This window comes from Verrucomicrobium spinosum DSM 4136 = JCM 18804, assembly GCF_000172155.1.
In the GTDB taxonomy this organism is placed as follows: Bacteria; Verrucomicrobiota; Verrucomicrobiia; order Verrucomicrobiales; family Verrucomicrobiaceae; genus Verrucomicrobium; species Verrucomicrobium spinosum.
In genome coordinates, this window is record NZ_ABIZ01000001.1 from 368,684 (window position 1) to 391,578 (window position 22,895).

A 22,895-nucleotide genomic window follows, 5' to 3' on the forward strand; every position below is an offset into this window, starting at 1 on the left:
CGCTGTTCATGGACCGTGGTCCCGACTGGTCGGGATACACCATATGATGAAACCGGCCGGTGGCCGAAAGTCCGTTCCTCAACCCTTGTGGGGCGGGGCGGCGAAGATCAAAGGAGCGCGTTTTACGCCGGTGGGAGGATTCGATAGCGTCTATCTTGCGTGGGAACCGATCACGGCCTTGCTGGAGGTACAAGCGCTGGTGCTGATGCCTGGAGGGAGTGTCCCCTTGCGGACAGCGCCATGGGCCTTGGTGACTGTGGACGGAGTTGTGAGTCAGGTGCTGGATCTCACGGACGCATTGACGCTCCAAACCCTTGGCACCAACGAGCAGGAGATGACAGGGGTCTGGGTGAAGATGAAAAATCCCCCCACTCAAGAGCTTGCCTTGGCGGCCTATGCATCGGGCAGGATTGCCGCGATCAAATATGGTTCTGCGAAACATCCCGGAGGTGTGAATCTCGTCGTTTTTCCCGACCGACTGGTTGCACCTTCCACGGATTATCTGGAGGTCTATGATCCGCACGGAAGTCTTCCCCAGCGGATTGGTGGCTGAGCGGTCTCCAGTCTTGTCGCCTCCTGCCTCCCGCGAAAGCGGGACAAACTTTTCCATCCTCCATGCTGGAAAGCGGTCGAAGTCTCCGTTTAGCTGCACTCATGAAACGCGCATTTCTCTATTCCCTCGTTGCCGCCGCACTCACGCTTCACTCTGCCTCGGCGGAGGAAGGCAAGGCCATCTTCAATGGCAAAGACCTGACCGGCTGGGAGGGGAACAAGGATCTCTGGTCCGTCAAGGACGGGGCCATCACGGGTCAGACCCCGGCTTCTGAGGCGGATCCCAAGAAGAGCCCGCTGAGCCACAACACCTTCCTGGTCTATAAGGATGGCAAGGTGGGTGATTTCGAGCTCACTTTCAAATATCGCATTGTCGCCGGGAACAGCGGTGTGCAGTATCGCAGCAAGGAGCTGGCCCCCGGCGCTTTCGGTCCCGTGGTGAGTGGCTACCAGGCCGACTTCGAGGCTGGCACGACCTACAGCGGCATCCTTTATGAAGAAAAAGGCCGTGGCATCCTTGCCCAGCGTGGCCAGAAGACGGTGATCAAGCCCCAGGCCAAGAACCCCGCTGATCCCAAGAGCAAGGACTTCGCGGTGGAAGCCACCGGCACGGTAGGTGACAGCAAAGAGATCCAGGCCTCCATCAAGAGCGAAGACTGGAACGAGTACAAGATCGTGGCCAAGGGCAACCACCTCCAACACTTCATCAACGGCAAGCAGACCGTGGACGTGACGGACGAAGACGCCGCCAATGCTCCCAAGGAAGGCATCCTGGCCCTCCAGATCCATGCCGGTCCTCCCATGATCGTCCAGTTCAAGGACCTGATCCTCAAGCAGTAGTCTGACCCGGATCTGAGATTCTCTATCTCTCCCTTAGAGCCCGCCTTGCGCATCCCCTTGGGAAGTGCGAGAGCGGGCTCTTTCTTTGTCTCCCGACCTGTCGCATGTCTGCCGATCTTCTGCCCCTGTTTCATCTCACGCCCGAAGGCGTTCTGGTTTTGACGCCAGAGGGGCTCGCGGCCACCGAGGAGGTGTCTGCCAAGCTTGAGAAGGCACTGCGGGCGACCCACGCGGACGAAGGCAGTGCTACGGCCGCCCTCTTGCACCTCGCTGGCGAGATGGCGGATGGCGATCTGCCTGCCGATCTCGCCTGGTGGCGGCATCTGGTACGGGAGTTCATCATGCAGTTTTGTCAGGTGCCCGGGCTGCGTGAGGGGGCGTGGCAGAACCCGGTGCAGCTGCCCGCTCAACCCCTTTTGGACCAGTGGATCCAGGAGGCTCCGCCCGTGCAAGGCATGGAGTACCTCACCCCGGCCAGTTTGGCCGTCTTGTGGCAAGATCTGCATCGCACGCTGGCGGCGCGCATCGTCGCAGCTGGAAATGATGTGGAGGCCGTCTTGCGCGAGCTGCATCCCGTGTGGCGGATGGTGGGCCGGGTCACCCTGCATCTGGCGGAGAACAAGCGTGATCCCCAGCGCCCCTTCGCCTTCATCGCCACCTACACCCATCGGGTGAATGCCCGGAGCGAGCCGCAGCACCAGCCGCTGGCCCGCGCCTTGCAGGACAGTGCAGGGCGAAATGATCGCAGTGCGCTGCAGACGCTGTTAGAGCCGCTTAATGCGGCGTCAAAACGCAGCGCCCTGGTGCAGCAGCTCATTGCTTCCAAGCGCGTCTTTCAGGCCCTGGCCTGGGAGCCGGCGGAAGCCTTCGCCTTTCTCCAGGAGATCCCGGTGTTTGAAGAGAGCGGCCTGCTTGTGAAGGTGCCAGACTGGTGGCAGGGGCGTCGCCCTCCGTCGCCGCAGGTCCAGGTCACCCTGGATGCGGGCGACAAACAAAGCACAGTGGGCGCGCAGGTGTTGCTGAGTTTCAATGTGAATGTGGCCCTCGGCGGCGAGCCCTTGACGCGGGAGGAGATCGACAAGATTCTCGCCAGTGATGCCCCGCTTATTTCCTTGCGGGGGAAGTGGATCGAGCCGGATCGTGAGCGGCTTCAGCAGGCATTAAATCACTGGCATCGTGCGGAGGCAGCCAATCGCGATGGTGTGCCCTTCCACGAAGGATTGCGTTGGCTGGCGGGCTGGCAGGGCGGTGCGGCTGCCGCAGACGGTGTCACCCTGGATGACACCGGCGGACTGGTCAGTTTCATGGCGGGCGATGCCCTCCGCAGTCTGCTCGCGGGCATGCGGGCTGAAGCGGAGGGGGCTGGCAGCCGCCCGCCGTCAGGACTGAAGGCCACGCTCCGTCACTACCAGCAGCGGGGGCTGGACTGGCTGGACTTTATGGGCCGTCTTGGCTGTGGAGCCTGTCTGGCGGATGACATGGGCCTGGGAAAGACGCTGCAACTCATCGCGCTGGTGTTGCGGCGGCGGGAGGCTCGCAGCAAGGCCGGGCAGCCCCTCACGCCCAGCCTCGTGGTGGCACCCGCCTCCCTGCTGGCCAACTGGGAACGTGAGTTCAAGAAGTTCGCACCTGCCGTGCCGGTGGTCATTGCACATCGCTCCTCATTGAGCGCCGGGGAACTGGCGAAGGTGGAGTCTGGAGAACATCCTGCCATGAGGGACGGCGGCGTGTTCCTCACCACCTACACCACGCTGGGCAAGCTGACGGGGTTTAATGAAATCACCTGGGACCTCGCCGTGCTGGACGAGGCCCAGGCGATCAAGAACGCCGGCTCCTCCCAGGCCCGCACGGTGAAAAAGCTTCAAGGTACCCTGCGCATCGCCCTCACCGGCACCCCGGTGGAAAACCGCCTGGGGGACCTCTGGAGCCTCTTTGATTTCCTGAACCCGGGGTTGCTGGGTTCTGCGGGCTCCTTTGCCGCCCGGGCACGGCAGATGTCCAAGGCCGGCAGCGGCTACGCTCCGTTGCGCAAGCTGGTGCGTCCCTTCATCCTGCGCCGGGTGAAGACGGATCCTGCCATCGCGCCGGACCTCCCGCGCAAGACGGAGATGACCGCCTTCTGCTCGCTTACCAAGCGGCAGGCCCAGCTTTATCAGCGGGTGGTCACCGCGCTGGCCCGGGAGCTGGGGGATACAGAGGATCAGATCCAGCGGCAGGGCGTGATCCTGGCCGCGCTCATGAAGCTCAAGCAGATTTGCAACCATCCTTCCCAGTGGAGCGGTGACAGCCGCTATCTGCCGGCGGACAGCGGCAAGTTCCAGCGTCTGGAGGAGCTCTGCTCCGGCATTGCCGACCGCCAGGAGAAGGTGATCGTCTTCACCCAGTTTAAGGAAATGACCCTGCCGGTGGCGGACTACCTGGCCACCGTCTTCGGCAGGCCTGGCCTGGTGCTGCATGGCGGCACGGCGGTGGGGAAGCGCGGCCAGCTGGTGGAGGAGTTTCAGAGCCCCGGTGGGCCGCCGTTCTTTGTCATCTCGGTCAAGGCTGGCGGCACCGGATTGACCCTTACGGCCGCCAGTCATGTGATTCATTTCGACCGCTGGTGGAATCCCGCGGTGGAAGACCAGGCGACTGATCGCGCCTACCGCATCGGCCAGACCAAGGCCGTCATGGTCCACAAGTTTGTCTGCCAGGGCACGCTGGAAGAGAAGATCGACGGCATCATCCGGGAGAAACGCGCTCTGGCGAACGAGATCCTCGGGGGCGAGGGTGATGGGGCCGTGAAGCTCCTGACCGAGATGAGTGATAAAGATCTTGTCGAGTTCCTGCAGTTCCGTGCTATTGGCGCTGAATAATCTGCCGCCCGCCTGCTCATGTCCTGGTACTCCTACAGCTACGACAACTACGAAGATCGCGCCGCCGCCAAGGCGAGGACGAAACGCAAGGTGGATCAGCGCCGCAAAAAAGGCGAACTCCTGGCACCTGTGGTGCCGAAGGCCAAGCTAGGGCTGAGTATCACCTTCTGGGGGAAGGCTTGGAATCGCAATCTGGAGGCTTACAGTGACTACTCCAACCGCCTCCCACGGGGGCGTACCTACCTGCGTCAGGGAGCGGTGATGGATCTCGCCATCGAGCAGGGAGAGATCACCAGCACCGTGATGGGGTCAGATCTCTATGAGGTGCGCATCACCGTCAAACCGCTCTTGAAGAACCGGTGGCAGAGTTTGAAGGAGGCCTGCACAGGCGGCATTGGCTCGCTGGTGGAACTGCTGGGAGGCAAGCTGAGTGACCAGATCCTGCAGCAGGTGACGGATCCCCAACAGGGTTTGTTTCCGGCGCCCAAGGAAATTCTCATCACCTGCTCGTGCCCGGACTACGCAGGCCTCTGCAAGCATGCTGCCGCCACTCTTTATGGGGTGAGTTGCCGGCTTGATGATGACCCTGCACTCTTCTTCAAGTTGCGCGGGGTGGATGCAGCAGAGCTCATTGGCACGAGTGCTGTGGACGCGGTCCATGCGCTGACGGCAGTGGATGCGGATGCGCAGGAAGGGGTGATTGGTGCTGCGGATTTGTCCGACGTGTTTGGCATCGACTTGGGCAATCTGGAAATCCCCGATGGGCTGCTGGATGCGGCACCTGCGGCGGGGCCGAGGGCCGGAGCGAAGGTGCCGCCCAAGAAGAAGGTGGAGACCAGGAAAATTGTCAGAAAAAAGGCTGCCAGCAAGAAAGTGGCGAAAAAAGCAAAAAAAGCCGTCACAAAGAAGAGCGCGGTCAAAAAGAAGAAGGCATAGGGACGTGGGCAACTCAGCCCACTCTGCTCCGTACTTCTTTTTGATCGTCTTATGAAAGCTCTTCTGTCCGCATGGCTCGGTCTGGTCTTGGCCCCGACATTGTTTGCGGTGGATCCTCCGCCGAAGCTGAGCGTGGACCTCACAGGCAACGGGATGTCGCAGACTTATACCGTGGAACTGAGCCGGTCGAATCCAGATTCCGATTTCGAATCCGCCGTGCTCAAGGCGGGCAAGGAATCCATCCCGTTGGGCAAGGATTTTACCGGCTTTACCGTCGCCCTGGAGGCTCACCGTGTCTCGGGGGATCAACCGGCCAAGGTCTTGGAAGTCACGGCCGAGGGGGACAGCGACTACCTTGTTCGCTACTTCTTCGCCATGGTGAACGGCCAGCTCAAACAAGTGGGCAAGGTGAAAGGCCAGGGGGATCTGAAGGTGCCGGGGAACGGCACGTTGATCGCCACGGACTGGATGGGTTTCTGGATGAAGACAGAGAAGTACGTCTTTGGCAAGGATCTGACCCTCACCCAGATCCCGCAGGAGTTTTATTCACTGGCCATTGAGGAAACTTCCGGCATCGAGGGCACGGTGGTGACCTCCTTTCCTGTGTATCAGACGCGCGATGGGAAGACGGTGCTCGCCAACACTCGCAAGGGCAGCAAGTTCCGCGTGTTGCTCTGGGATCCCTCATCAGCGAAGCCCGGCGATGACATCGAGCTCATGGGGAACCAATGGTATTTAATCCGCACGGAAAGCGGTTTCACCGGCTGGGTTCGAGCCAAGTACCTGGAGATGGAGTTTGCCGAGCTGCCTTGGGCAGGGTGACGCTTTCCCAGACAGGATTAACAAGATGAGGGTGGGGAGATTCTTGCCGGGTTGACGCGAAACGCAGTCATGCTGGAGGGTTTCCCCTACGGTTTCGTTGCGCATTCTCCTTTTCTTCGGTTGTTTTAGGGGGAACTTCTCCCGACAATGCTGACTGCCTTAGCCATCGAATAGGAAGCCCTGGAACTCTCTGAACCCGAGCGTGCTGTGCTTGCAGGCCGGTTGTTTGCGAGTTTGGCTCTCTCACCGGCGAAACTGAAGAAATCTTGGGCCGCCGAGGCGCAGTTTCGTTTTCAGGCATTCAAAAGAGGTGAGATGGTCGCTTTAGACGGGCCAGAAACGCTCAACGCCCTCAAGAGGCGGTTTTAAAAATGAGATGGCGGTGATTGGACATTTGAGAGGTGTTCCAGCTTCGTTGCACGAGCGTGCACCTCAGACTTGAGGCGGATCTGGATCTCTTGCCTGAAGATGGCGGACACAGGCCTACGACGTGATGGGTCTACCGCTCCGCGGTAGAATATCTGGTCTGACTACCATGGGTTGCACTCGCTACGCTCGTTTCACCCATGGCTACTCGTGGCGAACCCTTCGGGTTCAATGCCTATTGGTGAATTAGGTAGCGTGGTGTGTTCTCCTCTCTGGGGAATACTGCGAGCAAAGGGAGAAGCTACACTGTTCTCAAAGCATGCGGAATTGAGGTTTTGACCACCGCCATGCCGACTGCCTGACGCATCACCTGCATTCGAACCCGGAGGGTTCACCCATCCTTAGCCATGGGTCGGCCGAGTGTAGCGAGGACTACCCATGGTGCGGTCGTCTGTAATTCTACCGCGGAGCGGTAGGCCCATTGCGTTGCTTGCCGCAGACGGTTTTTGCCGATGAAACGTCGCCCGAGGCTTGCTGCATCGCACGTTCTTGCCGCCACCACTGCCTTGTGCAGCACCCATCATCTATTCGATGATGGGTGCTGTCATGTTGGGAAACTACTTTTTCGCCACGCCCTTGATGCTGAAGTCATCGTACTGGACGTCCACGGGGTTCGTGGTAAGACTGATCAAGGTCTTGCTTTCGTGGGCGATGCCCTCGGACTTGAACTTGCCCACGGACTTGCCGTCCAACAGCACTTCGATTTCATCGCCCAGGGTGCGGGCGGTCAGGGTGTGCCAGTCTTGCAGAGTCAGCTTTACGGGGAAGCTCTTGTTCTTGGTCTTGAGGAACTCTTTTTCCTCGGCGCTCAGGCCGCCTGGCTCTTTCTTCTTGGCGTAGATGTCATTGCGGAAGTTGCCGGTCTTGGCGTCGCCGATGTTCACCGCAGTGGGGCTCACATTGACGTTGCAGATGTGGCCGGCGTGAGAACCCTTGAAGGTCTTGTCATCGAACCAGAGATTGAAGCTCTTGGCCTTGTCGCTGGTGTAGCGGAACTTCACGTTCACTTCCAGGTCCTTCTCGGGTTCAATCACCACGTTGTCCACGGCGGAGTGGTCGGAACCCTCGGGCGTGATGCCCTGAAGCACGCCGTCTTTCACCACGCTGCCGCTCTTGTAATGACCCCAGCGTTTGCCGAAGCCGTCTTTGGCGAAGTCGTCAGCGAAGATGGTGCGGCTGTAGGTGCCAGAGTCCTGGGCCAGGGCGGAGGCAGCAGTGAGGGTGGCGAGGAGCAGGGGAAGGCAGGATTTCATCTTGAATTGTAGTAGCAGACCTGAAGCTGGATGTGCGTCGACTGGAGCCATTAACGAGGCGCTCACTGGCAATCCTGCATCGGTCCTCAGATTTAGAGCGCATCCGACAGAGGTCTCGACAGGGCTTCAATCTTCAAAGGGATTGATCACCTGGACTCCCGTGTGTTGAAAGTCTACAGTGTTGCGGGTTACAATATCGAGGCCATGTCGCAAGGCAGTTGCTGCAATTTGGCCGTCGAGTGACGGCAAGGCCCTCCCAGTTGACTCCATGTTGGCTTTCAATTGCCCCCATATGTGTGCGGTACTGACATTGAATGCCAGAATGCGCCCTTTCATCGCCTCGCAAACTGCCTGAAGCCAATGATGAAGCTTGGCCTTCTTTGTTCCGTCGGAGAGCCGTTCGATTCCGCGGCGTATCTCCCCAATCGTGACAGCACTGAGATAGATGCTGGATTCATGTGCGCGCAGCCAAGAAACCACCTTGGGGTCAGGCTTCGCGCGCAGTGGTTCGCAATAGACGTTGGTGTCTACCAGATAATTCACAGTCCAAGCGGTCTCGTGTCGTCTTTGTCCCGGTCGGGAAGTTCAAATTCAGCCGGGCACGCCAACAGTAGGTCGATCAGACCGTGATTGGCGGGTTTGGAGATGCGTCGGAGGGTGATGGTTTCGGCGTCTTCGATTTCAATCTCAAAATCGTCTCCTGGAGACAGGTGCAATTCTTCCCGGATCGCAGCAGGAAGTGCGATATGGCCCTTGGGAGACATCACGGTCGTCATGGTCATAGGGATCATCCTCTCTACGCTTGATGCCGTCAAGTGCCCAAGGAAGAAGACCGGGAGCCCCGGGAGCCGCTTGACGTGTGTCGATCTCGGTTTCTCCCAGAAGTCCGCAACTGCGAAGAAAGGGGCATTCCGACGGGTCCCTTTGACACCCCTGATTTTTCGTCACCTCGGGACATCCCCGGTTGATAATCTTGCCCCGCCTTGTGCGTATGGGGTAGGCTCTTCATTCACCCATTCCATCGCATGAGAAAACTCACTTTCTGGCTGGGAGTGGCTTTGACGGCGTCTCTGACGTCCGCCTTTGCCGCCGACAGCAAATCGAAAACGATCGTCCTGATTGCTGGCAAGCAGTCCCATGGCCCCGGTCAGCACGAACACAACGCCGGCGTGCAGTTGCTGGCCAAGTGCCTCAAGGACGCAGGCACCCAGGCTGACATCAAGGTGCACCTGAATGCTGACTGGCCCTCTTCGGAGGAGCTGGGCAAGGCGGACACCATCCTCATCTACTCGGATGGCGGCGGGGGGCATCCCGCGTTGCAAGGCGATCATCTTCAACAGCTTGACAAGGAGATGAAGCGTGGCGCGGGCTTTGTGGCGCTGCATTACGCGGTGGAGCCGACCACAGACAAGGGCAACAAGGAGTTCATCGAGTGGATGGGCGGCTGCTTCGAGACCCATTGGAGCGTGAACCCGCACTGGGACGCGAACTTCAAGGAGTTCCCCAAGCACCCGGTGGCCAATGGGGTGAAGCCCTTCACCACCAATGACGAGTGGTACTTCCACATGCGCTTCCGCCCGAACATGAAGGGGGTGACCCCGGTGTTGAGCGACATTCCGCCAGACACCACGATGAAGCGTCCGGACGGTCCGCACAGCGGCAATCCGACGGTGCGTGAAGAGGTGGCCAACAAGAAACCGCAGCACGTGGCCTGGGCAGCCGAGCGGGATGGCGGCGGTCGAGGCTTCGGTTTCACCGGCGGTCACTATCACAAGGGCTGGGGCAATGACGACCAGCGCAAGCTGGTGCTCAATGCCATTCTCTGGAGCGCCAAGATCGATGTCCCCGCCGAGGGCGTGATTTCCAAGGTGACGGAAGAAGATCTCAAAGCCAACCTGGACCCCAAGCCCGGACAGGGCCTGCCGGAAAAAAAGCCTGAACCCAAGCCAGCCGTAGCACCTGCCAAGCCCGCCGCCACCAGCGCGGTGGAGCCCAAGGCGCTCTTTCGCCGTGAGATCGGCAAGGCGGATGGCTTGGTGGAAGTGAAGGTGGATCTGAAAGGCGCGAAGGAACTGTATCTGGTGGTCACGGAAGGCTCAGACGGCATTGCCGCTGACTGGACCGACTGGGTGGAGCCCACCCTGGTGACTGCGGACGGCAAGCGCACCAAGCTCACCGAGGTGAAGATCAAAAAGTCCAGCACCGGCTGGGGGAACATCGGCATCAATCGCAATGTCAGCGGCGGCACCCTGCGGCTGGAGAGCACTCCCGCGGGGCAGTCCCTGCAGGGCTTCGGCACCCATTCGAACTCTCTCATCGGATTCGACCTCCCCGAGGGGACGGTCGCCTTTGAAGGCAAGGTTGGTATTGACGAAGGCGGCACCAAACAAGGCGGGCAAAACAAGATTGTGGCCCGTGTTTTCACCAGCGAGCCTCCGGCTCCCATGATGGCCAGCAAGGGCACCGGCGGGGCCGAGAAGGAATATGGCGTACAGGACGCTCAGGATCAGATGCGCGGGTTCAAGACCCCTGAGGGCCTGGAGGCCGCGCTCTTCGCCGTGGAGCCCCAGATCCAGAACCCGACCAACCTCGACATCGATCCGCAGGGCCGCGTGTGGGCGGTGGAATCCGTGAACTACCGCTCCAGCATGAAGCCCTGGGGCATTCTGCGTGAAGCCGGGGACCGTGTGGTCATCCTGACCCAGCAGAAGGGCGACGGCGTGGCTGGCGAGAAGACCTTCTACCAGAGCCGTGAGCTCACCAACGCCCTGGGCATCTGCGTGCTCCCCCAGGAAAAGGGCACCAAGGTCATCGTGAGTGCCTCCCCCAACATCTGGCTCCTGACCGATGCGGATGGCGACGACGTGGCGGAGAAGGCCGAGAAGATCTTCATGGTCGGCGGAAACTTTGACCACGATCACAATGCGCACGCCATCGTCTTCGGACCCGATGGCAAATTCTACTTCAACTTCGGCAACGAAGGGCGCGAGCTCAAGTGGCCCGACGGCTCCCGGGTGAAGGACAATCTGGGCAACGACATCTCAGACCAGGGCAAGCCCTACCGTCAGGGCATGATCTTCCGTTGCGATATCGATCTGGGCACGGCCAAGGCCACCAATGTGGAGACGCTCGGTCACAACTTCCGCAACAACTATGAAGTGTGCGTGGATTCTTTCGGCGGCATGTGGCAGTCCGACAACGATGACGACGGCAACAAGGGCGTCCGCATCAATGCCATCCTGGACTATGGCAGCTACGGCTACACCGATGAGATCACCGGTGCCGGGTGGCGCACTCCTCGAACCAACATCGAGACTGAGGTCCCCCTGATGCACTGGCACCAGAATGACCCGGGCACCATCCCGAACCTGCTCCAGACCGGCGGCGGTTCCCCCACGGGCATCCTCATCAATGAGGGGAAACTCCTGGGCAAGACGTTTGAAAACCAGCTCATTCACTGCGACGCTGGCCCCCGCACGGTGCGGGCGTATCCGGTGAAGAAGGTCGGTGCCGGTTACACCGCAGAGATGGTGGACATCCTCACCACGGACGACAACTGGTACCGCCCTGCGGACGTGGCCATCGCTCCAGACGGTTCCTTGTTTGTCGCTGACTGGTATGACCCGGGTGTGGGTGGCCACAACATGGGCGACAACGTGGCGGAAAAGATCCGCGGTCGCGTTTACCGCGTGGCCCCGAAGGGCAATGCGTATCAAGTCCCCGCCAAGGTGGACTTCAACAGCGCGGTCGGTTGCGCCGAGGCATTGAAGTCGCCGAACAACAGCACCCGCTATGTGGCCTATGTGAAACTGCAAGCTCTGGGTGCCAAGGCGGAAGATGTCCTGCAGGCTCTCTGGAAATCGGACGACGCGGTGATCCGCGCCCGTGCCTTCCACCTGCTGCTGCGCCTGCCCGGCCAGCATGAAAAATGGCTGGCCAAGGGGCTGGAAGACAAGGACGCTGACATCCGGGTGACTGCGGTGCGTGAGCTTCGTCTGGCCAGCGCTACCAATACGCTGACGGCGGGCCTGAAGGACCTGCCGGCTTACCTGCTGCCCCGCATCAAGAAAGAGGCGGACAAACAGGTGCTGCGTGAGTATGCCGTGACCCTGCGTACGATCATCGAACCCGTGAAGGAAGGCGGCGCGGATGCCAAGGCTCCAGACACGTTCGCCGAATGCTGGGTGGCGCTGGCCTCCAAGCACGATGGCAAAGACCGCTGGTACCTGGAGGCCCTCGGCATCGGCTCCATGGGGCGTGAAGACCGCGTCTTCTCCGCCTGGCTCGCCTCGGTGGGAGACAAGTGGGACACGCCCGCTGGTCGCGACATCGTCTGGCGTGTGCGTAGCACCGCCGCACTGGATTACCTGGCCCGGCTGCTCACCAACAAACAGGCCAATGACGCCGACCTTCCGCGCTACCTGCGTGCTCTGGACTTCCTCCCTGACAGCGACGTTAAAGGCAACGCCCTGGTGAAGGTCGTCTCCACCTCCACGGATCGCAAGCTGGTGGCCGGTGAGGTCTTGAACCGCCTGGGCAAGTCCAGCTTCCGTGACAAGCCGGAGGTCAAGTCCGTGCTCGACAAGGTGTTGGAATCCGCCAAGGGCACGCCGGAGTACATTGAGGTGGTGCAGGGCTTTGGCCTGTCGGGGAAGGATGCTGAGGTGCTGCAGGCCGCTCTGGCCGAGCCTCACAACCCGCTCGCGGTGGAAGCCATCAAGCTGCTTCTGAAGTCGCCCGGCGGCCGCACCCAGCTCACGAGCGCCCTCACCTCACCCAAAGCGGATGCGGTGGTCGCTCTTCTGGGTGGCAGCGGTGACAAAGGGGCGATCAACCTCCTCTCCGAGATCCTGACCAATGCCACCCGCGAGCTTCCTGTGCGGGCTGCCTCGGTGAAGGCTCTCTCCCTGAGTGCTGCTGGTGCGGAAGCGCTGCTGGCGCTGGCAGAGTCCGGCAAGTTCCCTGAGGAGCTCAAGGCCAACGCTGGCACCGCGCTGAGCATGGTGGCGTATCCCGGCATCAGCGATCGTGTGGCGAAGACCTTCCCCGCTGCGACTGCGGCCGGTGGCAAAGCGCTGCCCTCCATCGCAGAACTGGTGAAGATCAAAGGCGATGTGGAGAAGGGCAAGGCCATCTACGCCAAGGCGGAGAGCACCTGCACCCTCTGCCACCGCGTGGGCAACATCGGGGCGGACTTCGGTCCCGGCCTGACCGAGATCGGCTCCAAGCTGGGCAAAGAAGTGATCTACGAGTCCATTATCAATCCCAATGCGGGCGTCAGCATGGGCTTCGAGACTTGGCAGATCACGCTGAAGAACGGCACCGTCGCCATGGGCATCGTGCGCAGCGAGACCAATGACGAACTCGTGCTCGCCCTTCCCGGCGGTGTGGCCAACTCCTTCAACAAGCAGCAGATCGCCGAGCGCAAGAAGCTGCCGAACACCATGATGCCCTCTGGCCTTCAATCGATGTTCTCCCAGGAAGACCTGGTGAACCTCGTGGAGTACCTGGCCTCCTTGAAGGCACCGGTGGCGGCGAAGTAGGTTTGTGTAGGTATCGAACCTCAGTCGAGGATCGAGCAATCAAGATCATGCCGGGTGGCTTTGCGCTGCCCGGCATTTTTGTGTTGAGGGCGGGTCAGGTGAGCGTAGCGCAGATTGGCAATCTGCTGTGCCGCCGATTGGTAATCGGCCGTTCGTGAACTCCTTGGGGAGGCGCTTGCGGAAGCCGGATGGCATGAAAGACACCTACCGTGATGGCGACCTGAGCCTTCCGCAGGATGCAGAAGGCACCACGCTGGAAGCGTGGGGTCCCCACTGACCGGGAGGCATCGCAGCAGAGAAACTTGGGGGAGCGAAGGCCGCGCCGCCAACTGCCAACTGCCAACTGCCAACTGCCAACCGACGCACTGACGCACTGACGCACTGACGCACTGACGCACTGGCCACCACCCCTCCACGCACGCCACTTGCCTCCCGACTTCTCCGGGCGTATCCTCCCTGCTCCCCATTCCCCATGCCCAAAGTTTACATCAAGACCTATGGCTGTCAGATGAACGAGCGCGACTCCGAGCAGGTGTCGCAGATGTTCATCGAGCGCGGCTATACCATGACCCGGGAGGAGCCGGAGGCGGATGTCGTGCTCATCAACACCTGCTCCGTGCGTGATCAGGCGGAGCAAAAGGCCATTGGCAAGATGGGCATGCTGCGGAAGATCCACCGCCAGCGCACCCATGTGGTGACGGGTTTCATGGGCTGCATGGCCCAGAGCCGCGCCGGGGAACTCCTCAAGACCGCGAAGGTGGACCTCGTGGTGGGTACGCAGAAGTACCATCGCGTGGTGGAGTATGTGGAGGAGATCGTCCGCGCCAAGGAAGCGCGCCAGATGGACGACGAGAAATTCTCCATCGTGGACGTGGAGGAGGAAAGCTCCTCCCAGAACGCGATTCGGGACCACATCCTGAAGGAGAAGCAAGCCTCGGCCTTTGTCAGCATCATGCAGGGCTGCAACATGAAGTGCACCTTCTGCATTGTGCCCTATACCCGGGGTGGGGAGCGCGGCCGGCCGATTGCGGAGATTGTGGAAGAGGTCAGGCGCCTTGCCGACCAGGGCATCAAGGAAGTCACCCTGCTGGGCCAAATCGTGAATTTGTACGGCCGCCATGAGTTTCCCATGAAGGACGGCAAGAGCCCCTTCGTCCAGCTGCTGGAAGGCGTGCACGAGGTGCCGGGCATCGAGCGCATTCGTTTCACCAGCCCGCACCCGATTGGGTACAAGTCGGACCTGATCAACGCCTTCACCTACCTGCCCAAGCTGGCAGAGCATGTGCACTTGCCTCTCCAGAGCGGATCGGACGCCATCTTGAAAAAGATGCACCGCCCGTACAGTGCGGCCAAGTTTGAGGACCTTGTGGCCCGCATCCGCGCTGCCCGTCCAGGGATTGCCGTCAGCACGGACATTATTGTGGGTTTCCCAGGGGAAACGGAAGAGCACTACCAGGAGACCCGCGCGCTCTGTGACCGCGTGCAGTTTGAGAATGCCTTCATCTTCCGCTACAGCAAGCGCCGTGGCACCCCGGCAGCGGAGATGGATGACGCCCTTCAGCTCTCTGAGCGGGTCAAAGAAGAGCGCAACCAGGACCTGCTCGCTCTGGTGAACCAGCATGCCCAGGCCAAGTACGTGCCGCTGATCGGGACCAAGGTGGAGATCCTCTGCGAAGGGCCCAGCAAAACGGACGCCTCCCGCCTGGTCGGCCGGACCCGCACGAACAAGATTGTCGTCTTCGAGGGCCCGGCAGAACGCCTCACGGGCCAGATCTTTGACGTTCATGTGACTGATTTCGCAAACTTCACCCTTTACGGGGAAGCGGTTCTGGCGAACTAGACCGCCCGCCTTCTGCCTTACCGACGCCCCGCATGAATCTTCAGGAGCTCTACAATTGGATTTTCCATCAGAACCCCGACTTTTCAGGGCTGCCACTGAAGGCTACCGGGATCGTCTTGGGACTGGCGCTGGCCTTGGCCCACCTTTTTGCCTGGTGGAAGGCTGAGGCCTCGATCGCGATCGCCCGTCGCTTTCCGCGCAACCGCACCTGGGGCGTGGTCATTCTGGGCATTTGCCTGGTCTGGAGCCTCTTCCTCGCCGCCTATATGGACATGGGCGAGTTCTTCACCTTCCGTCGGTATCTGCTCATGATCCTGCCGGTCACCTTTGCGCTGGTCGTCATGTATGTGCCGGAGTTTCTGGCCGTGCGCGCTCTTGGCACACTGATGCTCCTGGCCGCCTCTCCAGTGCTGCATGCTGCTTTTCTCCAGCCGCAGATCAGCCGTCTGTTGCTCCCCATCTTGGCCTACGTCTGGATCATCGTCGGCATGTTCTTCGTGGGCATGCCCTACCTGATGCGCGACTGGATCACCTGGGCGACCAAAACAACCGGGCGCTGGAAGCTGGCCTCCCTGGCTGGGGCCGCTTATGGGATCGTGCTGCTGGTTGTGGCGCTGGTGAACTATTGATTTGAGGCAGAGGAACCTGCTCCTTCTCAGGGAGTGGAAGTGATCTGTACCCATGGCTGCCCCTCGAGTCCTCGTCATCCGCGGTGGGGCTATTGGGGACTTCATCCTCACGCTGCCAGCCATCCGGCTGCTCAGAGAGAGCATCCCGGGCATCCAGCTGGAGATCCTGGGATACAAGCCGATTCTGGACCTCGCACTGGCGGGTGGGCTGGCGGAGGCGACCCGGCATCTCGAGCATGTCTCGATGGCCAGGCTCTTCGTACCCAATGCACCCCTGGACGAAGCGCTTCTGGGTTACTTCCGGAGTTTCAATCTCGTCGTGAGCTACTTGTACGATCCAGACGGCTACTTCCGCGGGAACATGGAGCGCATCGGTGTGAGGACTTTCCTGGAGGCCTCGCATCGCGTGCTACCGGGAGAGGGCCATGCGGCAGAGCAACTGGCCCGTCCGCTGGAGCGGCTTGCGATGTATCTGGAGGACCCGGCTCCGCGCTTGGACCTGGCTCCCAGCGGGGCGGTGCCGCAAGACCGCCCCATCTTGGCGGTGCACCCTGGGAGCGGATCGACGAAGAAAAACTGGCCGCTGGACCGTTGGATCGCCACAGGGCGGGAGCTGGCCTCCCGTTTCCCTCAATGGCGGCTTGCCCTCGTCACGGGGGAAGCGGAACTTGAGCGGGGCACCACCACCGCCATCCTGAGCGGCTGGCAGGGCATCGATTTCCTGCACTGGGATCAGCTTCCTCTGCCGGAGCTGGGAAACCGTCTTGCTGCCTCGACCGCGTTTCTGGGGCACGACAGCGGGATCGGGCATCTCGCTGCCGCAGTGGGCTTGCGGTCCTTGTTACTGTTCGGCCCCACCGACCCCGCGATTTGGGCACCGAAGAATGACGGGGTCCGAATTCTTCTGGAGGAGACGGGGGATTTGGGCGAGCTGAGCACCGCTCGCGTGTTGGATGAATCGGTCACGCTGCTGGCTGATGCACCGCAGAAAACTGATTCGTCAGCCTTGTGAGGAGCATTCCCGCTGCTACATTTCTGTTCCATGTCAGAGAAAATCGAGAAGCCATTCCAGAAATTCCGCACCTTCCTGATGTTCGGCGCTCCCGGCAGTGGCAAGGGCACCCAGGGAAAAGTGTTGGGTACGATTCCTCGATTTTATCATATGGCCTGTGGAGATGTTTTCCGCTCGCTCGATACTCGTACGCCGCTTGGGCAGGAGTTTGTGAACTACTCCAGCCGTGGGCAGTTGGTGCCAGATGAAACGACCGTCAAACTCTGGCGCGCGAACATCCACGACCACGACAAGACCCACCGCTTCAAGCCCGACATCGATTTTCTCGTGCTGGATGGCATTCCCCGGAATGTGGAGCAGGCCAAGTTCATGGAGCAGGACATCGAGGTGCTGCAGGTGTTTCACCTGAGCTGCCCGGACCGTGCAGAGCTGGCCCGCCGCCTGCGCAAGCGGGCGCTCAAGGACAACCGTTTCGATGACGCCAACGATGAGGTCATTCAGAAGCGCATCCGCACCTACGAAGAGGAGAGCAAGCCGATCCTGGAATACTACTCCTCCGGCAAGTACAAGGGGCGCAGCATCGTGACCGACATTGATGCTGGCCAACCTCCGGCGAAGGTGGTGCACCAGATCCTGAGTCGCATCATGGAGTTGGACGCCTGGACCGTCATGCAGAGTCACCGCGTCTAGGCCGTCCCGTTTTATACCTGCTGCATGCGCATTGTCTTTCTGGGCACGGGTGATATTGGCCTGCCCTCGCTTGAACATCTCCTCACGGCCACCTCCCATGAGGTGGTGGCCGTGGTCACCCAGCCTGACAAGCCCGTGGGGCGCAAGCAGGTGCTCACGCCCCCGGCGGTGAAGGTGCGTGCCCTGGAGGCGGGCATCCCGGTGTTGCAGCCCCAGCGGCTTCGCACAGCGGAGAATGTGGCCGCGCTGGCTGAGTATCAGGCAGATGTCTTTGTGGTCGTGGCCTATGGTCAGATCCTCTCCCGTCAGGTGCTGGATCTGCCGCGTCTGGCTTGCTTGAACATTCACGCCTCCATCCTGCCCAGGCATCGAGGGGCCTCGCCCATTCAGGCCGCGATTCGAGAAGGCGACGCAGAGAGCGGCGTCACCATCATGTGGATGGATGAGGGGCTGGATACGGGTCCCATTCTCCTCCAGGACTGCTTTTCGCTGAACCCGGATGAGACCGGCGGTTCTCTGCATGACCGTCTGGCCCAGTTGGCTCCTTCATCTCTGGACAAGGCGCTGGCCCTTATTGAGGCCGGGACGGCTCCCAAGATCCCGCAGAACAACGACCTCTCCACCCACTGCAAGAAGCTGGAACGGGAGGATGGTCATTTGGACTGGCAGCGCCCGGTGGAGGAACTGGAGCGTCTCATCCGTGCCTATCAGCCCTGGCCCGGAACATTCTCGCGCCTGCCCGTAGGAGACAAGCTCCTGCAATTGAAGGTGCTGCGGGCGCAGGTCGCGGATGCCTCTTCAACCACCGTAGATCCAGGCGCTCTACAGATCGCTCAGGGCCGGTTGTTCGTGTCTTGTGGAGATGGTGCCCTGGAGCTCTTGGGCGTCCAGTTGGAGGGGCGGAAGCCCATGCCAGCCGGGGATTTCCTCCGGGGACAGGGGGCGCTGGAGGGCGTCATCTTGAGCTGAGTTTTTCTCCCGCCGGGCTGCCGAGCAGGCAGGCTGACTGCTGCTCCCTGCAAAATCCCAGCCTTGCCCTCAGAAGGCCGTTCCGCTAGCATCCCCAGGAAATGAATTTCCGTCCTTGTACGTTCGCCCCCAGACTTCCGGTGTTGCTCGCGGGCGTGGCGGGCGCCTGGTTCGCACTCGCCGCAGGGGCGGAGGCCCAGCAGATCGTGGATACCTCCATGCATGCCAAGGCCGTGCTGCACCAGGATGGCACCCGTACGGACTCGGTGAAGGATTTTACAGGCCGTCAGCTCACGGAGACCACCTATGACTCCCGGAATGTGGCGATCGCGAAGAAGACGTTTTTGCTGAATGAAAACGGCGATCCGTTGCAGGGGTTGATTCACGACGGGGCGGGGAACCTCATCGCGCGGGTGGAATTCTACTTTGACAGCCTGGGCCGTCTCATTGAGGAGCGCTGCGTGAACACGCGCAGCGAGGTCTTCCGCCGGGTCATTCGCCAGTATGACGCTTCGGGCAAGGCGCTTGCTCCCAAGGCATTCGACTACGCCGTAAATGCGCCCAATATGAAGCCGGCGACCTTGAACTTCACCACCGTAGTGCCTGGCCCGGAGCCTGCCAGCACCACCGTGAGTCAGGCACCCGGGTCACCGCAGATCATGACGGTGAATCCCACTGGGCGTGCCGCGGTGAAGGCGGATTCCGGTGCCAAACAGGGCACGGAAGAGAAGAAGAAAAAAGGCTGGTTCGGCTTTGGGAAAAAGTAGTTTCTGGTGGACCGGCGCATTCGACGCAGGTGGGTCCAGCGCGGCGGCGTCTCTGCGAGGCAGGGGGTGCCAGGAATTTTTTCGCATTCTACAAACAAAACTTTTGGAAGTTCTTGCGCCTCCGTTGTCTGAGACGACTCCTTCCGCGCGTTATCCCCAAGATTATGTCAAGACTCCTGCTTCTGCCGGCCATCGCTATTGCGGCCATGGTGCTGCCCCTGAAGGGCGAGGAAAAAACCGCCGCACCTCCTCCTCCGACCCCCGATGCGGAGAACCGGACCAAGCCGGGCGAGACGGACCCATTTGAGGCGATCGTTCGCATCGAGGCGTCATTCCTCCAGCCTGACTACCGTATCCCGTGGCAAGGTGGCCGCCCCTCCAGTGGCAGCGGCACGGGCTGGCTGGTGGGCAAGAACCGCTTTCTCACCAACGCACACGTGGTGAGCAACAGCACCAAGCTCATCATCCGCACGATGAATGATCCGGAGCCCTTCGAGGCCCGCATCCTCTTCATCGCGCATGATTGTGACCTCGCCATGATCGAGGCGGTGGATCCCAAGCCGTTCGAGCACCTGAAGCCGTTCCAGATCGACGGCATTCCCAAGCTCAACACCGAGGTGATCGCGGTCGGGTATCCCATCGGCGGTGACCGCGTCAGCGTGACCCGCGGCGTGGTGTCCCGTATCGACTTCCAGAGCTATTCCCACAGTGGCATCGACCAGCACCTGGCCATCCAGGTGGATGCCGCCATCAACCCCGGGAACAGCGGCGGTCCCGTCTTGCAGAATGGCAAGGTCGTCGGCGTGGCCTTCCAGGGTTACAGCGGCTCTGTGGCCCAGAACGTGGGCTACATGATCCCAGTCCCGGTCATCAACCGCTTCCTCAAGGATGTAGAAGATGGCAGCTATGATCACTACATGGATCTCGCGGTCACGGACTTCCCAGTGGAAAACCCGGCCCAGATCAAGGCCCTTGGTCTTGAGGACAATGGCATCGGTGTCATGGTCGCCAATGTGGATGGTGCGAGCTGTGCGGCTGGATTGTTGGAGGTGGGCGATGTCATCCTCTCCCTGGACGGCAGCCCGGTGTACACCAACGGCCTCATCCGTGTGGATGGCGAGCTGGTGAACATGAACGAAGTGGTCGAGCGCAAGTTCGCCGGTGACAAGATCAAGGCCGAGATCCTCCGCAAGGGCGAGAAGAAGTCGGTGGAACTGACGCTCAAGCGGTACCTGCCCTACCTCACCCTGGGTGAGCAGTACAACCAACGGCCCAAGTACGTGATGTACGCAGGGATGTTGTTCCAGCCCATGAATCGCAACCTCATGGAGGCCCACTCCATCCGCGATCCGCTGGTGAACTACGTCTTCGACAACTACATGACGAAGGAGATCTTCAAGGATCGTCCGGAAGTGGTCATCCTCACCACCATCCTGCCCGATGAAGTGAACAGCTACCTCCAGGGGTATCAGCACAGCATCGTGGACGAGGTCAATGGCGTGAAGATCAAGACCATGAAGGACCTGGCCGAGGCGCTCAAGAAGAAGGAAGGCGACGGCAAGTTCGTGGTCATCAAGCTTCTGGAGAAGAACCGTCCGCTCGTGCTCAAGCGCGAACTGGCGGATGCCGCGCATCCAGTGATCATGCAGAAGTATGACGTGAGCGAGGAGAGCTACCTGGGCGACGAATAAGCCTGGCTTTGTTTCCTCGATTCCCCGCTGCCCTTCTTTCTGACAGACCTTTTTCCTCAGAATCCATCATGAATCTTTTTCGCGCTACACTCACCTTTACCTCGCTGTCGCTCACGCTGCTGACCAGCGGCGTCTGCCTGGCCCAGGCCGGCCCGGGGGACATGCCCAAGGCCGGCGGTGCTGGCGGCGGTGCTCCCGCTGCGGCAGAGGAGGCTCCGGTCGCCCCTGCTGGTGGGCCCGCTCCCATCATCGAGGCTGCCGGCAAGAACACCGCCCTCGTGAAGGTGAACGTCACCTTCCAGCCCTGGAACTACCGCATCCCGTGGCAAAAGTCCTCGCCTGGTGCCCGTCGTGGCCTGGGCGTGCTGCTGGACGGCAATCGCATCCTCGTCACCGGCCAGATCGTGGCCGATGCCACCTACATCGAGCTGGAACAGGCCGACACCGGCCGGAAGATTCCCGCCAAGGTGAAGGCTGTGGACTACGAGGCCAACCTTGCACTCCTCGAACCCGCCACCGCCGTGAAGGACTTCTTTGAAGACCTCACTCCGCTGAAGGTGGACACGGATTCCCGGGTGGGCGACAAGCTTCAGACTTGGCAACTCGGCCGGGTGGGGGACCTCATCGTCACCCCGCTGGAGATCAACAAGGTGCTCACCTCCCTCTACAATGTGGAGGGCAGCATGTTCCTTGTGTACGAGACCATCGGCATCATCCGCAGTGAGGCCAACAGCTTCACCCTTCCGGTCATCCGGGACGGCAAGCTCGCCGGCCTGTTGCTGCGTTATGATTCCAAGAACCAGACGGCCACGATCCTGCCCGGACCCATCATCCAGCATTTCCTGAAGGACAACGCGGATGGCCAGTACGAAGGGTTTCCCAGCTTGGGAGTGGAGTTCCAGATCACGTTGGACGACCAGTTCCGCGAGTACCTGGGGCTCAAGAAAGACCAGCAGGGCGTGTATGTCAGCGGTGTGAGCAAGGGCGGCTCTGCGGAGAAGATCGGCCTCAAAGAAGAGGACATCATCCTGGAGATGAACGGCTTCAAGGTGGACTCCCGTGGCGACTACAAGGATCCCAAGTACGGCACCCTGAACATGAGTCACATCGTGCGCGGCAGCAGCTATGTGGACGATGAGCTGAAGGTGAAAGTGCTCCGCGAAGGCAAGGAGCAGACTCTGACGGGCAAGCTCACCCGGAAAAGCCCCAAGGACTTCCTCGTGGCTCCGTATCTGTTCGACCGCGGCACGAACTTCCTCGTCATGGGCGGGCTCATCTTTCAGGAGCTCTCCATCCCGTTCCTCCAGAGCTTCGGCAACGACTGGGAAACCAGCGCCCCGCTCCGTCTGGTGCACGTGGCCAAGCACACGGATGACTACGAGAAGGAAGGCAAGCGCAAGATCGTGATCCTCGCCGCCGCCCTCCCCACCCGCAGCACCCAGGGCTACGAGCGCGTGGGCGGTGCGATTGTGAGTGAGGTGAACGGCCAGCCCATCAATGACCTGGCGGACCTCGACAAGGTCTTCAAGGAGTCGAAGGAAAGCATCCACACCATCAAGTTGGATGACTTCCCCAAGCTGCTCTATCTCGATGCCGTGACTGCCGAGCTGGACAACCAGAAGCTGTTGAATGGTGCTTACCGTTTGGGGTTGCTCAAGCGGATTGAGTAGGTCCGGTTGGCTCCTCGAATTGGGGAGTTCAGTGAATTGATTGCAAGGCGCGTCTGTGAAAGCGGACGCGCCTTTTTTGGGTGGGGGAATAGATGAAACAGCTGCGGCGCGGGAGGCTGCAACAGCGCGATAGAGCACCTTGTCTACGGATGGGTTTCGCGCTGTGATTGAAGTACCGCCTTCAGGCGGCGTATTTGAGAAGCTCTCGCCGAAGATTGATGTGATAGAGACTTGCGACTGAGCCCACTGAAGGCGGTACTCCAACCCTGGCATGATCGTTTGCTCTTTGATTGAGAGCGGCGGGCGCTGCTGGGATTGAATTCCCAACAGCGTGACTGAGACTTCTATCATTCATTAAATACTCGCACCGTGGTTGGAGTTCCGCCTTTAGGCGGGCATT

At 60.7% G+C, this 22,895-nt stretch carries 18 protein-coding genes; 15 read left to right on the forward strand and 3 right to left on the reverse strand.

Going from position 1 to position 22,895, the window contains the following annotated elements:
- The first annotated feature begins 43 nt into the window (after nt 1-43).
- From VSP_RS01380 to VSP_RS43895, 6 genes are all read left to right on the forward strand, one after another.
- Nucleotides 44-553 carry an RES family NAD+ phosphorylase gene (locus VSP_RS01380; protein ID WP_009958219.1) on the forward strand — a complete coding sequence of 170 codons (510 nt, stop codon included), beginning with the start codon at nt 44-46 and terminating at the stop codon, nt 551-553.
- Nucleotides 554-654: 101 nt separating this feature from the next.
- Complete coding sequence (locus VSP_RS01385) at nt 655-1,392, forward strand: 3-keto-disaccharide hydrolase (RefSeq protein WP_009958221.1); 738 nt, start codon at nt 655-657, stop codon at nt 1,390-1,392.
- A gap of 104 nt (nt 1,393-1,496) precedes the next feature.
- Complete coding sequence (locus tag VSP_RS01390; RefSeq protein WP_009958222.1) at nt 1,497-4,247, forward strand: DEAD/DEAH box helicase; 2,751 nt, start codon at nt 1,497-1,499, stop codon at nt 4,245-4,247.
- Between the two features lie 18 nt (nt 4,248-4,265).
- The gene (locus VSP_RS01395; protein ID WP_009958223.1) at nt 4,266-5,183 is read left to right on the forward strand and encodes an SWIM zinc finger family protein; all 918 of its coding nucleotides are present in this window, start codon (nt 4,266-4,268) and stop codon (nt 5,181-5,183) included.
- 51 nt (nt 5,184-5,234) lie between these two features.
- Nucleotides 5,235-6,005, forward strand: a complete 771-nt coding sequence (locus tag VSP_RS01400; RefSeq protein ID WP_009958224.1) for an SH3 domain-containing protein — start codon at nt 5,235-5,237, stop codon at nt 6,003-6,005.
- Nucleotides 6,006-6,185: 180 nt separating this feature from the next.
- Nucleotides 6,186-6,374: an addiction module protein gene (locus VSP_RS43895; RefSeq protein WP_081452340.1), complete on the forward strand. Its 189-nt coding sequence runs from the start codon at nt 6,186-6,188 to the stop codon at nt 6,372-6,374.
- Between the two features lie 614 nt (nt 6,375-6,988).
- On the opposite strand, the gene VSP_RS01405 is transcribed toward VSP_RS43895, so the two are convergent.
- The 3 genes from VSP_RS01405 to VSP_RS01415 all read right to left on the reverse strand — a co-directional run bounded on the left by VSP_RS01405 (nt 6,989) and on the right by VSP_RS01415 (nt 8,466).
- Nucleotides 6,989-7,684 (reverse strand): hypothetical protein, encoded by a 696-nt coding sequence (locus VSP_RS01405; protein WP_009958226.1) that lies wholly within the window; start codon nt 7,682-7,684, stop codon nt 6,989-6,991.
- 126 nt (nt 7,685-7,810) lie between these two features.
- Complete coding sequence (locus tag VSP_RS01410) at nt 7,811-8,227, reverse strand: type II toxin-antitoxin system VapC family toxin (protein WP_009958227.1); 417 nt, start codon at nt 8,225-8,227, stop codon at nt 7,811-7,813.
- The gene (locus VSP_RS01415) at nt 8,224-8,466 is read right to left on the reverse strand and encodes an AbrB/MazE/SpoVT family DNA-binding domain-containing protein (RefSeq protein ID WP_198141290.1); all 243 of its coding nucleotides are present in this window, start codon (nt 8,464-8,466) and stop codon (nt 8,224-8,226) included. The genes VSP_RS01410 and VSP_RS01415 overlap by 4 nt, the downstream gene beginning before the upstream one ends.
- A 243-nt stretch (nt 8,467-8,709) precedes the next feature.
- On the opposite strand from VSP_RS01415, the gene VSP_RS01420 reads away from it, so the two are divergent.
- The 9 genes from VSP_RS01420 (at nt 8,710) to VSP_RS01465 (ending at nt 22,495) form a co-directional block, all read left to right on the forward strand.
- Nucleotides 8,710-13,227 (forward strand): PVC-type heme-binding CxxCH protein, encoded by a 4,518-nt coding sequence (locus VSP_RS01420; RefSeq protein ID WP_009958230.1) that lies wholly within the window; start codon nt 8,710-8,712, stop codon nt 13,225-13,227.
- Between the two features lie 472 nt (nt 13,228-13,699).
- On the forward strand, nt 13,700-15,067 hold the full coding sequence (miaB, locus tag VSP_RS01430; RefSeq protein ID WP_009958233.1) for a tRNA (N6-isopentenyl adenosine(37)-C2)-methylthiotransferase MiaB: 1,368 nt from the start codon (nt 13,700-13,702) through the stop codon (nt 15,065-15,067).
- A gap of 32 nt (nt 15,068-15,099) precedes the next feature.
- A complete protein-coding gene (locus tag VSP_RS33335) occupies nt 15,100-15,696 on the forward strand; it encodes a hypothetical protein (RefSeq protein WP_009958234.1) in 597 nt (198 codons plus the stop codon).
- Nucleotides 15,697-15,748: 52 nt separating this feature from the next.
- Nucleotides 15,749-16,708 (forward strand): glycosyltransferase family 9 protein, encoded by a 960-nt coding sequence (locus VSP_RS38755; protein ID WP_009958235.1) that lies wholly within the window; start codon nt 15,749-15,751, stop codon nt 16,706-16,708.
- A 30-nt stretch (nt 16,709-16,738) separates the two neighbouring features.
- Nucleotides 16,739-17,398 carry an adenylate kinase family protein gene (locus tag VSP_RS01445; RefSeq protein ID WP_009958236.1) on the forward strand — a complete coding sequence of 220 codons (660 nt, stop codon included), beginning with the start codon at nt 16,739-16,741 and terminating at the stop codon, nt 17,396-17,398.
- Nucleotides 17,399-17,422: 24 nt separating this feature from the next.
- Nucleotides 17,423-18,367, forward strand: coding sequence for a methionyl-tRNA formyltransferase (fmt, locus tag VSP_RS01450; RefSeq protein ID WP_009958237.1), 945 nt, complete (start codon nt 17,423-17,425; stop codon nt 18,365-18,367).
- A 101-nt stretch (nt 18,368-18,468) separates the two neighbouring features.
- A complete protein-coding gene (locus VSP_RS01455; protein WP_157210679.1) occupies nt 18,469-19,134 on the forward strand; it encodes a hypothetical protein in 666 nt (221 codons plus the stop codon).
- Nucleotides 19,135-19,298: 164 nt separating this feature from the next.
- Nucleotides 19,299-20,825, forward strand: coding sequence for a S1C family serine protease (locus tag VSP_RS01460; RefSeq protein WP_009958240.1), 1,527 nt, complete (start codon nt 19,299-19,301; stop codon nt 20,823-20,825).
- A gap of 68 nt (nt 20,826-20,893) precedes the next feature.
- Nucleotides 20,894-22,495 carry a PDZ domain-containing protein gene (locus VSP_RS01465; protein WP_009958241.1) on the forward strand — a complete coding sequence of 534 codons (1,602 nt, stop codon included), beginning with the start codon at nt 20,894-20,896 and terminating at the stop codon, nt 22,493-22,495.
- Nucleotides 22,496-22,895 lie beyond the last annotated feature (400 nt).

What these genes read in the sequence shown, in the direction of transcription:
- VSP_RS01380 (WP_009958219.1), top strand. Translation starts at nt 44, where the DNA reads ATGATGAAACCGGCCGGTGGCCGAAAGTCCGTTCCTCAACCCTTGTGG.
- VSP_RS01385 (WP_009958221.1), top strand. Translation starts at nt 655, where the DNA reads ATGAAACGCGCATTTCTCTATTCCCTCGTTGCCGCCGCACTCACGCTT.
- VSP_RS01390 (WP_009958222.1), top strand. Translation starts at nt 1,497, where the DNA reads ATGTCTGCCGATCTTCTGCCCCTGTTTCATCTCACGCCCGAAGGCGTT.
- VSP_RS01395 (WP_009958223.1), top strand. Translation starts at nt 4,266, where the DNA reads ATGTCCTGGTACTCCTACAGCTACGACAACTACGAAGATCGCGCCGCC.
- VSP_RS01400 (WP_009958224.1), top strand. Translation starts at nt 5,235, where the DNA reads ATGAAAGCTCTTCTGTCCGCATGGCTCGGTCTGGTCTTGGCCCCGACA.
- VSP_RS01405 (WP_009958226.1), bottom strand. Translation starts at nt 7,684, where the DNA reads ATGAAATCCTGCCTTCCCCTGCTCCTCGCCACCCTCACTGCTGCCTCC.
- VSP_RS01415 (WP_198141290.1), bottom strand. Translation starts at nt 8,466, where the DNA reads ATGACCATGACGACCGTGATGTCTCCCAAGGGCCATATCGCACTTCCT.
- VSP_RS01420 (WP_009958230.1), top strand. Translation starts at nt 8,710, where the DNA reads ATGAGAAAACTCACTTTCTGGCTGGGAGTGGCTTTGACGGCGTCTCTG.
- miaB (WP_009958233.1), top strand. Translation starts at nt 13,700, where the DNA reads ATGCCCAAAGTTTACATCAAGACCTATGGCTGTCAGATGAACGAGCGC.
- VSP_RS33335 (WP_009958234.1), top strand. Translation starts at nt 15,100, where the DNA reads ATGAATCTTCAGGAGCTCTACAATTGGATTTTCCATCAGAACCCCGAC.
- VSP_RS38755 (WP_009958235.1), top strand. Translation starts at nt 15,749, where the DNA reads ATGGCTGCCCCTCGAGTCCTCGTCATCCGCGGTGGGGCTATTGGGGAC.
- VSP_RS01445 (WP_009958236.1), top strand. Translation starts at nt 16,739, where the DNA reads ATGTCAGAGAAAATCGAGAAGCCATTCCAGAAATTCCGCACCTTCCTG.
- fmt (WP_009958237.1), top strand. Translation starts at nt 17,423, where the DNA reads ATGCGCATTGTCTTTCTGGGCACGGGTGATATTGGCCTGCCCTCGCTT.
- VSP_RS01455 (WP_157210679.1), top strand. Translation starts at nt 18,469, where the DNA reads ATGAATTTCCGTCCTTGTACGTTCGCCCCCAGACTTCCGGTGTTGCTC.
- VSP_RS01460 (WP_009958240.1), top strand. Translation starts at nt 19,299, where the DNA reads ATGTCAAGACTCCTGCTTCTGCCGGCCATCGCTATTGCGGCCATGGTG.
- VSP_RS01465 (WP_009958241.1), top strand. Translation starts at nt 20,894, where the DNA reads ATGAATCTTTTTCGCGCTACACTCACCTTTACCTCGCTGTCGCTCACG.